We start from the raw sequence: 12653 nt of genomic DNA on the forward strand, positions 1-12653 counted from the left end.
ATGATGTTGAAGCGAATATGCGTAATCGCCCCCAACTTCTGCACCTGCTCTTCAAAGAAGAACTGCTTGTCCATCGCCAACTTCTGCTCAGGCAATAACACCGGCCAGAACATCGACTGCGTAATCAACGACTGCTCGGTGCCCCCCGTCACATACGCCGCCTGAAGGGAGCAGCGATCCGGGAAGTTGCCCTTGAAGTGCGCCGTGTCGACTTCGATCTTGCCAATCTCGCCCGGCTGCGCCAACGCAATGATCGCCCAGTCGTTGCCCGGCTCACGACGCCGCCGCGTCTCCCACCCATCCCCCATGTTCACGCCACGACCCGGCATCAGCAGGCTCGACGCCACCCCAAAGTGCTGGTTGTTCGCCGCCACCACGTAACCGCCGTTCTCCATCGCAATCAGGTCGATCAACTCGTCACGCGAACGCCCCGCCCAATCGCTCTGCGGCAAACCATACAAGCGCAGTCGCGCCAGACCGCCGTCGGGGTACAGGTTCACACGCACATGGGTCGCCGCACGCGGGTTGATGATCGCGTGGTAGTGATGCGAGTTGCCCTGCAGCGTGGTCGAGGCGAGCAGTTCGAACCATTCGGCCGCCTCGCCCGGTGCGCCATCCGGGCTGTAGCAGCCCTCGAGCGACGCCGCGGGCGGGAAGTTGCCGGTGAAGTGGCTGGTGTCCAAATCGACGCCGAACAACACGCCCGGACGCGCGAGCTTGACCACGCACCAGTCGTAGCCGTTCACGCGCTTGCGACGCGTCTCCCAACCATCCATCCACTTGCCGTTGTCGTCGTATTTGCCGGGGATGAAGACGGCCGGCTCAGGATTGAGCATGCGCTCTTTGGCCGCGAAGAATTCGTCGCTGGCCTCCAATGCCTGCGCACCCAGGCGCGGATCGGCCAGATTGACGTAACGGCGCACGAATTCCGGTGCGTTCGGATCTTGCGGAACGAGGGCCATGCCAACTCCTGATGATTCGGTAAAGTCTGAAACGGATAAATACGAAACCTGTTTGAAACACTGTGGCGAACACCCGCCCGCCCGATCTGCCCGCGCCTTAGTCGCGCACCAGATCCTCCAGACGGAATCCTGCGATCCGGAAGATCTGTCGCAGACATTCTTCGATCTCGTCCGCCCGGCTGTTTTCAAGGCGCCCGGCAAAGTTCTCGATGATGCTGCTGCGCGTGTGACCACGCACGGCCAGAATGTACGGGAAACCGAACTTGGCCTTGTACGCGTCATTCAGTTCGGTCAGACGCGCAAACTCTTCAGCGCTGCATTGATCGAGCCCCGCCCCCGCCTGCTCTCGCGTAGACTCAGCCGTCAACTCGCCACGCACCGCCGCCTTGCCCGCCAACTCCGGGTGAGCACGTATGAGATCAAGCTGCGGGCCTTCACCCGCATCGATCACAGCCTGGCACATGGCGTCATGCAACGCATTGACGGTGGCAAACGGCCGGTCTTCCCACGCCGCTTCTGCCACCCACGGGGAATGCTCGAAAATGCCGTCGAGCGCGGCAACGAACTCGGCGCGCAGCAGCACCGACAATTCGGCAACAGTACGTTGTGTCATAGGCAACGGGGCGTTCATCAACCGCTCTCCTGGGAAACAAAGATGACGCCCCGCCGTGCTTCTCGCACAGCCCGATGACGCCTGCCGGATTCAATCTGGATACCAACCACTAGGCACTACGCCCCTCCAGGCGCAGCACCTCACGCATCAACTCGCCTAAGCCGCCACGAACGGATGACGCGCCTGCCAGTGACGCGCCACGTCAATGCGACGGCACACCCACACGCGATCATGCTTCTCGATGTGATCGAGAAATCGCTGTAGCGCAGCGAAGCGCCCCGGACGGCCCAGCAACCGGCAATGCATGCCGACGGACAACATCTTCGGCGCCTCGTCCCCCTCCGCGTACAAAACGTCGAAGGCATCGCGCAGGTAATGGAAGAAATGGTCCGCCGTGTTGAAACCCTGCGGCGCAGCAAAGCGCATGTCGTTGGAATCAAGGGTGTACGGCACGACCAGATGCGGCTTGACCTCGCCGCCACTCGTCTGCACCTGTGTCCAGAACGGCAGGTCGTCGCCATAGTTGTCCGAGTCGTAGACAAACCCGCCCTGCTCAACCACCAGACGGCGCGTATTCGGGCTGTCGCGGCCCGTGTACCAGCCAAGCGGCGCGCTCCCCGTCATTTCCTTAAAGATGTCGATGGCGATACGCATGTGCTCGCGCTCGGTCGCCTCATCCACGTTCTGGTAGTGAATCCAACGCCAGCCGTGACACGCAATCTCGTGCCCCAACGCCTGAAACGCCGCTGTCACTTCCGGATGACGCTGCATAGCCATCGCCACACCGAAGACGGTCAGCGGCAGCCCGCGACGCTCGAATTCACGCAAGAGGCGCCACACGCCCGCACGCGAGCCATATTCGTAGATGGACTCCATGCTCATGTGACGCGCCTCGTAAGCCGCCGCACCAATGATCTCGGACAGGAACTGCTCGGACGCCCGATCACCGTGCAAAACACAGTTCTCGCCGCCTTCTTCGTAATTCAGAACAAACTGAACGGCGATTCGCGCACGCCCCGGCCAGTCGGCAAACGGTACGTGGCGGCCATAACCGATCAGGTCGCGGGGATAGTCCTTGGAGCTTGCGTTGTTGCTGGCCATGATGTCTTGGCGTCCTTCTGATGGCGGAACGATCGAAGAAGTGTAGCCAAATCCACTCCCCGGAAACATAGCCATATTCAGATATTCAGGCTGCGCCTGGACGTATAGTCGCCCCATCTCTGCCATTCGCCCACAACCCTGCACGCCGCCAGACTGCGCTTTACATCGCCCTCTCCACCCCGTCCTCTGGAACGTCAACTCCCCCGAAGTACCCGCCAAACAACCACAAATTTCGCGCAACCATCATCAAACCGGCAAGACAACAAAAAAAGCACGCCGGGCCGTCGAATCGACCCGGCGTGCTTTCGTATGCCGCGTTTATGTGCTCCCGAACCCTCAGCCCGGCATCACGCCGCCATATAGGGATATCCCGTAAGCGTCAGCGTGACCTCTGCCCCGGATGTCTGCAATCTGGCATGCCCCCCGACCGGCAAGGTCAGTTTGTCGGGACAATGACCGAACGGCATGTCCGTCACAACCGGAATACCGATGACCTTGCGCACACTCTCGATCATGGTCGGCATGTCGTACCCGTTGTCGTAGTCGGTCACGCGATACTGCGAGAAGTCTCCCAGCACCAACGCCCGCTGCCGCGCCAGAATGCCGGATTGATGCAACTGATACAGCATCCGCTCAACCCGATAAGGCGGCTCGTTCACGTCCTCGACGAACAGCACACCGCCATCGATCTGCGGCAGATACCGCGTGCCGATCAGGCTGCATACCATCGCCAGATTCCCGCCCCATAAGGTGCCGGAGACGTCGATGTCCCCGCTCGCACCATCGCCCTGCCACTGAGCAACGTGACTCGGTGAGTGCAGCACCGATTGAAATTGCGTGACGGTGAAGTCGCTCAGCGACTCCGCACCGAAGTCCGCCAGCAACATCGGCCCAGCAAAGGTGCTCAGATGCGCCCGCGCCAGCAGCGCCAGTTGCACTGCGGTGAAGTCGCTGTGACCGATCATCGCCACCGGCGCGCCCGAGAGCCGGCGATGCAGTCCCTCATAGTCGAGATGATCGAGCAGATGCACAGCCCCATAGCCGCCGCGCACCGCGAGTACGACATCGGGAACAGGGTGATCTCGTTGCGCCAACTGATTGATTTCGGCCACGCGCTCGGCATCGGTGCCCGCAAAGCGCAAATACCGGCGCTCAAGTGCTTCACGATTGGCCACGGTGTAGCCAAGCCGCTCCAGCGTTTCGACGCCACGCGTGGCAACCTCGGCATCAGGCGCATAGCCGGACGGGGCAATCAGTTGGAGATGCTTGGTCTGCGTCAATTGGAAGATCCCGGTGTAGGCGTCGGCGTCTCGCTCGCTGCCTCGGCGGCGGCCGACAAACGTCGTGCCCTCGCTGCAGCACGCCGTTCGCTGAAGAAGGTCTGGAGAATGCCGACGCACTCATCGCGCATGACACCGCCAATGACTTCGGCATGATGATTGAGGCGCGGCTCCGCAAACAGGTCGACCACGCTGCCGCAGGCCCCCGTTTTGGGGTCCATCGCGCCATACACCACCCGCTTGATTCGCGCATGCATGATGGCACCCGCACACATGACGCACGGTTCGAGCGTCACGTACAACTCGCACTCCGGCAAACGATAGTTGCCCAACGCCTGCGCCGCAGCCCGCAACGCCTGCATCTCGGCATGCGCAGACGGATCGTGCCCGCCCACCGGACAGTTGTGCCCGACGGCGACGACCTGCCCGTCGCAAACGACTACGGCGCCGACCGGCACCTCTCCCTGCGCCATCGCGGCGCGAGCCTGCTGGAGCGCCAGGCCCATGTAGGTCTCGTCGGTCGCGGGTAAATCTCGATTCATGAAACGTTGACGAAAAGCCGCTGCGCGTTGCCACCCCTTCCGGACTCGCCCCGCACAGCGCAATTGGCCGCTATCGGCAATGCGCTATTCTCGCACAGCCCCCCGCTACCACCACGCCCTTCGCCACATCCCGTCACCCGCGATATCCCGCATTCGCAGCCAGCCATCACCCCCTCACGCCATCACGTCACGGCGTTCGGTACACGGCGCTTGCGATACAGCACAAGCGTCGCAACCTCGGTCAGCGCCATCAGCATGGTGCCGGCCACGGCCAGCCCCCGGGTTCTGCACGATCGAACGAAAAATCTCTCCCGTGCTCGGACGATGCCAGGCCCGTATTACCGAATATTTCAATCCCAGGCCGGGGCGAGCGATGCCGGGTTGGCCTGACGATCGTTGCGATCCAGCGCTGCAATCTGCGCCATGTCCTCATCGCTCAGACGCAAATCGCGCGCCTTCATGTTGCTGGCCAGATTCTCACGCTTGGTCGATGACGGAATCACCGCATACCCCTGCTGCATCGCCCACGCCAGCGCCACTTGCGCCGTAGTCGCCCCATGGGCGCCGGCAATCTTCGCCAGTACCGGATCGTTCAGCACTTTCCCGTACGCCAGCGTCATGTACGACGTAATGGGCACCCCCTGCGAGCGGGCAAATTCCGCTACCTTCCGGTTCTGAAGATACGGACTCAGTTCGATCTGGTTGGTCGCCAATTCACCCGCGCCAACAATACCGATGGCCTGCCGAAGCAACGCGATGGTGAAATTGGACACGCCGATGGCGCGCGTCAGCCCCTGTTCACGCGCCTCGCGCAGCGCACCGAGATATTCCTCCATCGACACGGCATTGGCCGGCGACGGCCAGTGAATCAACGTCAGATCGACGCGGTCGGTGCCCAGCTTCGACAGACTGTCTTTCAGACTCGGAATCAGCTTGTCGTGGGAAAAGTTGTCGATCCAGATCTTGGTCGTCAGATACAGCTCGTCACGCTTGACGGGCGATGCCGCGAGCGCACGGCCGATGTCGGCCTCATTCTCATAGATCTGCGCCGTGTCGATGGCGCGATAACCCAACTCCAGCGCGTTGGTGACGGTGTCGAATACCGTTTGGCCCTTGAGACGGAACGTGCCGAGGCCGAAGGCGGGAAGACTCATGAGTGCAACTCCTGTCGAAAACGTCATGCCAGAAAAAATCAACGTCGGTTGAATGGCTTGACTGAAGACCACAGTGTGTCGGATTCCCGCTCGCGCCAAAAGTCCCCGCAGACGCACAAGATTCGTGCCTCGGGTTCATAAATCCGTGCGACTTACTATGTTGCTCTCTGCAATCGGGAGAATGAGCTCAGATGGCGGCGCGCGAAAGAAAGCTGACGTCATCGCGTGCCATCGCCTTGATTTCATTACGCGTTCTGAGGATGTGTGCCTCAAGAAGAGACACCACCGCCGTGACGTCGCGACGCCGGCATGCAGCCAGAATCTCGTAATGATCGTGCTGCGGCTTCTCTTTGCCGGTGGCCTGCGACATGGCCAAATGGGAATAACGGTCGGTATTGAGGCAGTATTCTTCGATGAGCATCCGCAGGCGCCGGTTGTTGGCCGGCGCGCAGAGTGCCAGATGGAAACGCCGGTTGTACTCGGCCCACTCCGAGACGACTTCAGACGCCGAGTACTCGGCCAGGATCTGCTCCATCACCTGAAAGTCGTGCTCCGCCATATTGGGCACGGCGAGCTTGGCGGCGTGGCATTCGAGCGCCACGCGAATATCGAGCAACTCGCACAACTGTTCGAGATTCATGCTCGCTACCGTTGCGCCACGGTTCAGATGGTGCGTGACCAATCCTTCCGCTTCCAGTTGGCGCAACGCTTCGCGCACCGGCACTCGGCTGGCGTTGAAGCGCTCGGCCAGCGCTTCCTGACGAAGTTGATACCCACCCGGGAGCACGCCGCTCAATATCTCGTGGCGAAGCGTGTCGCGAATGGCCTGATGACGTGCCTGGGGTCCGGAAGTTCGCATGATCACTTACCCGCTCGCGCCTCCGCGAGCGCAATCGTCAGATGGGCCACCTTTTTCTTGAGCGCATCGCGCTCGGCGGTCATGGCCTTGAGTTCTTTCGACAGACGCGTCAGTTCGTCGGACGGATCGGCGCTGGTGTCCCACGGCGGGGTACCGTCATCGTCGTCTTCAACGATCTCTTCGTCCTTCTTTTTGCGCGGTTTGACCGGGCGCGCCTCACGCACCTGACGTGCCAACTCGCGCAACTCCTGCTTGCCCGCCACCACCGCTGCCACTTGCGCCGCGGCCGGTAAGGTCGAGACGGCTGCCGCCGCATTGATCGACACTTCGCCACGCTTGACTGCATCCACCAATTCCGGCGCCGCCGCATTGTGGATCTGCTCGATTTGCCCCAGCGTATTACTCGACAGACGTGCCGCCCGAGCCAGCGCCGCGCGCGTGAGCGCCATCGTGTGCGCCGGAATCGAGGTCTTGCCGTCGTCCTGTGCGGCGCCATCGTTCGCCATCGCGGCGTGCGGGGCTTCCGCCGGCGCGGGAGCTTGTGCGCCGCTGCGCGCTTCGAGAATCGTCTTCTTGCGCAACGCCAGCACGCCGCGCTGGTAATCGGACACGCTGCGCCGGCCCAGGTGGTTGTCGATCATCCACAGGCGCACGTCGTCCATCGACTTGAACGAGGGGTTCTGGACGGTTCGAAATTCGATGTTGTGCTTGCGGCAGATCTCGTAGCGATTGTGGCCGTCAACCAGCACATCGCCCCACAGGACGAGCGCGTCGCGGCAACCTTCGGCAAGCAGACTCTGTTCGAGCGCAGCATATTCATCAGGCGTCAACGGATCGATGTACGCCTTGAGTTCTTCGTTGATCTGGACTGTCATGGACTTTTGTAACGATGCCCCGTACCCGATGCCGCTGGCAGCGGCACGACGTGGTACGCCGGCAGGGAGAGACTTTGCAGGCCGCATTATCGCCTGTCTGACCGGCATTGACGAAACGTCCCCGCCACACCTTGCCCGTCCGGGCGCTCAGGACAGCACGCCGTGATCCGTCAGGAAGGCCTGGATGCGCGCCAGACGTGCCACCGGGTCCGCCATGCCCAGCAGCGTCTCCTTTTCGTGTGCCGGCAACGGTAGCAACTCGGCCCAGCGATCGGCAACCCATCCGCATTCGTCGAGCCGGTACGGCGGCGCCAACGGCAATTTCGCCGCACGCGCCGGATCGCGCTGCAACCCGGCGATCAGTTTGCCCAAGGTATCGGCGCTGATCTGGAGCGAATCGGGGACGGCGACATTGGCATCGTCCGGCAACATCTGCGCCTCTCCCATCCATAACCCGTATTTCCCCAATTCGACGGACGAGAGACGGAACTTGGTCGTGCCGCGACACACGATTTCGAGCAACGACGGCATGGTCGCATGCCAGTCGTCGATGCGTGCCATCGTGCCGATCATGGCGGGTTCCTCGACGCTGTCGGGCAGACGGACTTCGCTACCCTGACGCAAGACGACGACACCGAATTCGGTGCCGTCGGCAAGGCATCGCTTGATCAGGTCGAGATAGCGCACCTCGAAGATGCGCAAACGCAATACCCCAGCGGGAAACAGGGCATTACCGAGCGGGAAGAGCGGGATCTGGGCCATGCCATATGATGACACGAAGTCACACGCGGCAAGTGCCGATGTCCGGCCAGGCAGATGCCTCCTGCGCGAACCGGTCGATCAGGAAATCGAGCAGCGCGCGCACGCGCGGGACCATGTATCGCGTACGGTGCCGCACCGCATACACCCCCGGCTCCTTGACGATGTAATCGGGCAGCAGGATCTTCAGCCGCCCCGCCCGCACATCGTCGGCGGCATCCCACAGCGTTTTGCGCACAATCCCCCGTCCGTCAAGCGCCCAGCGGCGCGCCAGCGTCCCGTCGTTCGTCTCCCACGCCTGCGCCATCGGCACCGTGAATTGCCAGACCGCCTCCGCCTGACGAAAATAAAACTCGTTGAGCGGCCCCGACGATGTCACCAACACGATGAACCGATGCGCCGAGAGTGCCTCCGGGGTCGCCGGCTCTCCATGACGGGCCAAATAATCCGGCGACGCACACAGCACGCGGCACATCGGCGCAAGACGCCGCGCCACGAGCGTGCCGTCATTCGGCTCGCGAAAGCGAATCGCCAGATCGACGTCGTCCTGCACAAGATTGGAAATGGAGTCGGTCAAGGTCAGGGATAGCCGCACATCAGGATGACGCGCCGTGAATTCGTCGAGCCAGGGCGACAGTTTGTGCAGTCCAAAATCGGTCGAGGCAGACAACCGGATCTTGCCCCGTATTGCTGCGCACCCTGCCTGTAGCGCCGCTTCGCCGTCGTCAATGGCCTGCAAGGCGACGAGACAATGCGAAAGATAGACGCGCCCCTCGTCCGTGAGACGTAACTGACGCGTCGTGCGCACGAACAGACGCGTCTGCAACGACGCCTCGAGCTTCGCCAGACGCGCGCTCGCCGCAGCGGGCGACAGGCCCAGCTTGCGCCCGGCCGCCGACAGGCTGCCGAGCGTCGCCGCACTCGTGAAAAGACGCATGTCGCCAAGTTTGTCCGTCGCCATCTTTCATCCAGATTTGAAAGTCATTCAAATTTCCCGCGAATTATCAAATATAGCGCGCGTTGGCAGACTACGTCACATCGTCCCGCCCGGGACACTTCATGTTTGGACGCCGCCGTTATGCCAACCTCCCCCACCTCCTCCCCACGTTCCTCCCCAACGCCATCGCCCGGCCGCGCGGCAACATCGTCCACGTTAGCCGACGCAACGCCCTGGGCATCGATGACCGCATTGATGCTCGCCACGTTCGTGGCGGCCGCGAACGAAACAGTGCCCGCCGGCCTGCTGCCGCAACTGGCCGACGGCTTCAACATCTCGGAATCATGGGCAGGCCAGATGGTCACCCTGTGCGCGCTTGGCGCGGGCCTTGGGGCCGTGCCCCTGACCGTGCTGATGCATCGCTGGTCGCGCCGCACGGTATTGCTGGCCGCCCTGCTCGGCTTTGCTGTCTGCAATGCGGTCACCGCTGTCTCGACCGATTTCACACTGACGCTGACCGCGCGCTTCGTCGTCGGTCTGGCAACGGGGCTCGCATGGAGTGAGATCGCAACCTATGCGCGCCGCCTTGTTAGCCCATCGCGGCAAGGACGCGCGCTCGCGATCGCCATGCTCGGCGTCCCTCTCGCGTTGGCGATCGGTGTCCCCGCAGCCACCGCGCTCGGGCATCTCATCGGCTGGCGCTGGGTGTTCGGTGCTCTGGCGGCCGTCGCGCTGATTCTCGTCGGCTGGATACGCCTGTTCGTGCCCGACGTGCCGAGCACGAACGACACCGGCAGCGCCTCCGGCGCGCGGGCCTCGATGATCGACGTGCTTCGTCTGCCGGGCGTTCGTCCGGTGCTCGCGGTGGTGATGCTGTGGGTTATCGCGCATTACACGCTCTATACCTACATCGCGCCGTTTCTGGCGTCGGCAGGCATGGGCGACCGGCTCGCCGCCATCTTGTCGACGTTCGGCATCTGCACGCTCGTGGGACTCTGGGGCGTCGGGCTGTGGGTGGATCGCTGGCTGCGCCGACTTGTGCTGCTGGCCCTCGCCGGGTTCACGATTGTCATCATCGTCTTCGGGGCATGGCCGACGTCGTGGCCGGTACTCATCACGGGCGCGATACTCTGGGGCCTCTGCTTCAGCGGCGCACCGACGATCTTGCAAACGGCGCTGGGCAACGCGGCGGGCAAGCACGAGAACGTTGCGCAATCGATGCTCGTGACGGTGTTCAATCTGTCGTTCGCGGGCAGCGGGATCCTCGGTGGCGCAGTACTGTCGACATGGGGTGCCGCCGCGCTGCCACATGTGCTGGTAGTGCTCGCACTGGCTGCATGGGGTGTCGCATTTGCGGCCAGACGGCATGGCTTCGTGCAGCGTATTCAGGCGTAAATTCTGGCCACTGCCGACGAGCCGCAGCGAAGGGGGGCAACACGTTAAGCGACGGCAATCGGCGGAGGGCTTGCATCACGTTCTGATTTTTCTACTGAGTGATGCGTTGAAATCCGGTGCGCCGAGCGTGCGCGGCAATGTTACGCTGACGCACGCAAATCATGAAGGCTGACCACCACCGGGGTGTTCGTCAGCGTATTCGGAGGATATCGGCATGACAGTAGAAAAAGTGGCGTTGATTACGGCCGGGGGCAGCGGCATGGGTGCGGCGGCTGCTCGGCGTCTCGCGGCGGACGGTTTCAAGGTCGGCATCCTGTCGTCGTCTGGCAAGGGCGAGGCATTGGCCACGGCGCTGGGCGGTGTGGGCGTCACCGGATCGAACCAGTCGAACGATGCGCTGGAGAAGCTGGTCGCGTTGGCCGTCGAGCGCTGGGGCCGTATCGACGTGCTCGTGAACAGTGCAGGCCACGGCCCACGCGCGCCGATTCTGGAAATCAGCGACGAGGATTGGCATCGCGGTATGGACACGTATCTGATGAACGTGATCCGCCCCACGCGACTCGTGACCCCGATCATGCAAAGGCAAGGCTCGGGCACGATCATCAACATCTCGACGGCGTGGGCGTTCGAGCCGAGCGAAATGTTCCCGACATCCGCCGTGTTTCGTGCCGGACTGGCCTCGTTCACGAAGCTGTTTGCGGACAAGTATGCAAGGGACAACGTGCGGATGAACAACGTCCTGCCGGGATGGATCGACAGCCTGCCGCAGCAAGAGACGCGACGTGAGAGCGTACCGATGCAGCGTTACGGCAAGGCGGAAGAGATCGCGGCGACCGTGGCGTTTCTGGCGTCCGATGGTGCCGGTTACATCACCGGCCAGAACATTCGCGTCGACGGTGGACTGACACGCTCGGTTTGAGGCAGGCGCGCACCCGCAGAACGCATTGCAGACATTCCGGGGTGCGCAGCGCATCGGTCGCCAACTTGCATTACAGCGTGACGACCTTGGGCTCGGGCGGGTTATCAGGGTAAGGACGGTTGCCTTGCCCGCTCGTCAACGCCCGCAGGCTTCCGGTGACTTGGACGCCATGCACTCGACTTCGACGCGTTCATCGAAAGCCATGCCATTCACGCCGAACGCGCTTCTGGCCGGATACTTACCTTCGGTGAAGTCAGAGGGCAGGCATCGCCTGCTCCCGCGCGTAGCGTGCCGGCGGCAATCCGACGTGACGGGCGAACGCAACGCTGAACGCGCTCGCAGAACCATAGCCGACGCACTCCGCAATCTCTGCGATGCCACGGTTGCTCCGCCGAAGCATGTTCTTCGCCAAGGCCATGCGCCAGGTCAGCAGATACGCCATCGGCGCGAGGCCTACCGCACGGCTGAAACGCTCGAAGAAGACTGAACGAGAGAGTGCAGCCTCCCTGGCCAACTCTGCCACCGTCCACGCTCTGGCCGGGCTTTCATGCATCCGGCGGAGGGTGACGGCAAGGCGTTCGTCGGCAAGCCCCCGCACGAGGCCGAGCGACGCGGGTGTCCCGGTCGTCGAGCGAAGGGCTTCTATGAGCAGGACTTCGAGCAGGTGGTCGAGAATGACTTCGCGCGCCGGACGCCGGTCGCGAAACTCGTCTTTGACAAGCTGAACAAGAGTGGTGAGTCGCGGCTCGCCACGTACATGCACGACCTGCGGAAGCAGCGACACCAGCAGGTCCGCGTCGGGAGAGTCGAAGCTGCAATGGCCCACCAGCATGCTCAGGTCTGGCGATCCATTCTGATCGCCGATCCGGAATTCCCCGACGGCCAGGGCAACCGGTACGGCTTCCGGCATATCGGCCGGGAGCGGCAGCATGCTGGACATTGCGAATCCGTAAGCCTCAGGGACCAGGATGAAATCCCCCGAGCTGAGTTCAATCGTTTCCCCCCCGTCAACCGCGAGGCGGCAGGCGCCTTCAAGAACGACGCAATAAAACGGCTGCCCGGCATCCGAGCGGTGGATATGCCATGGCCCAGCGCCGACGACGAGCTTGGCGTGCCTGGCGTGTGGCTGGAGAAGCGTGACCACCTCTGCCAACGGGTCAACCATACCCGGACTCCTGCAAATTAATTCTGGACGCCCAATTATAGAAAGTCCGGTCGCAGTGGTCTATCGTCTTGGCGTTGCAACTCACCTTTGAG

13 protein-coding genes are annotated in these 12653 nt (G+C 62.5%); 2 read left to right on the top strand and 11 right to left on the bottom strand.

The window, feature by feature from the left end:
• The 10 genes from alc to C266_RS00050 all read right to left on the bottom strand — a co-directional run.
• A partial coding sequence (gene alc, locus C266_RS00005) for an allantoicase (protein WP_010803915.1) occupies positions 1-962 on the bottom strand: 962 nt, incomplete at its 3' end.
• 97 nt (positions 963-1059) lie between these two features.
• Complete coding sequence (gene uraD, locus C266_RS00010; RefSeq protein WP_010803914.1) at positions 1060-1593, bottom strand: 2-oxo-4-hydroxy-4-carboxy-5-ureidoimidazoline decarboxylase; 534 nt, start codon at positions 1591-1593, stop codon at positions 1060-1062.
• A 138-nt stretch (positions 1594-1731) separates the two neighbouring features.
• Positions 1732-2676: an allantoinase PuuE gene (gene puuE, locus C266_RS00015; protein WP_010803913.1), complete on the bottom strand. Its 945-nt coding sequence runs from the start codon at positions 2674-2676 to the stop codon at positions 1732-1734.
• A gap of 347 nt (positions 2677-3023) precedes the next feature.
• Positions 3024-3956, bottom strand: coding sequence for a muramoyltetrapeptide carboxypeptidase (gene ldcA, locus C266_RS00020; RefSeq protein ID WP_010803912.1), 933 nt, complete (start codon positions 3954-3956; stop codon positions 3024-3026).
• On the bottom strand, positions 3953-4498 hold the full coding sequence (gene tadA, locus C266_RS00025) for a tRNA adenosine(34) deaminase TadA (RefSeq protein WP_081636094.1): 546 nt from the start codon (positions 4496-4498) through the stop codon (positions 3953-3955). Before tadA ends, ldcA begins: the two co-directional genes overlap by 4 nt.
• A gap of 350 nt (positions 4499-4848) precedes the next feature.
• Positions 4849-5652 carry a 2,5-didehydrogluconate reductase DkgB gene (gene dkgB / locus C266_RS00030; protein WP_010803910.1) on the bottom strand — a complete coding sequence of 268 codons (804 nt, stop codon included), beginning with the start codon at positions 5650-5652 and terminating at the stop codon, positions 4849-4851.
• Positions 5653-5839: 187 nt separating this feature from the next.
• Entirely contained in the window at positions 5840-6511 is a 672-nt protein-coding gene (locus C266_RS00035; protein WP_051126079.1) for a GntR family transcriptional regulator, read from the bottom strand.
• A gap of 2 nt (positions 6512-6513) precedes the next feature.
• Positions 6514-7386, bottom strand: coding sequence for a hypothetical protein (locus C266_RS00040; protein WP_010803908.1), 873 nt, complete (start codon positions 7384-7386; stop codon positions 6514-6516).
• Positions 7387-7533: 147 nt separating this feature from the next.
• Entirely contained in the window at positions 7534-8148 is a 615-nt protein-coding gene (locus tag C266_RS00045) for an LON peptidase substrate-binding domain-containing protein (protein WP_010803907.1), read from the bottom strand.
• Between the two features lie 19 nt (positions 8149-8167).
• Positions 8168-9106 carry a LysR family transcriptional regulator gene (locus C266_RS00050; RefSeq protein WP_010803906.1) on the bottom strand — a complete coding sequence of 313 codons (939 nt, stop codon included), beginning with the start codon at positions 9104-9106 and terminating at the stop codon, positions 8168-8170.
• Between the two features lie 219 nt (positions 9107-9325).
• Between C266_RS00050 and C266_RS00055 the strand changes: the two genes are divergently transcribed.
• Together C266_RS00055 and C266_RS00060 are read left to right on the top strand one after the other, a co-directional pair.
• Positions 9326-10477: an MFS transporter gene (locus C266_RS00055; RefSeq protein ID WP_010803905.1), complete on the top strand. Its 1152-nt coding sequence runs from the start codon at positions 9326-9328 to the stop codon at positions 10475-10477.
• Between the two features lie 214 nt (positions 10478-10691).
• Positions 10692-11396 (top strand): SDR family oxidoreductase, encoded by a 705-nt coding sequence (locus C266_RS00060; protein ID WP_010803904.1) that lies wholly within the window; start codon positions 10692-10694, stop codon positions 11394-11396.
• Positions 11397-11649: 253 nt separating this feature from the next.
• On the opposite strand, the gene C266_RS00065 is transcribed toward C266_RS00060, so the two are convergent.
• Positions 11650-12561: an AraC family transcriptional regulator gene (locus tag C266_RS00065; protein ID WP_010803903.1), complete on the bottom strand. Its 912-nt coding sequence runs from the start codon at positions 12559-12561 to the stop codon at positions 11650-11652.
• Between the last annotated feature and the right edge of the window lie 92 nt (positions 12562-12653).

It is taken from the genome of Pandoraea sp. SD6-2 (assembly GCF_000389825.1).
Classification (GTDB): Bacteria; Pseudomonadota; Gammaproteobacteria; order Burkholderiales; family Burkholderiaceae; genus Pandoraea; species Pandoraea communis.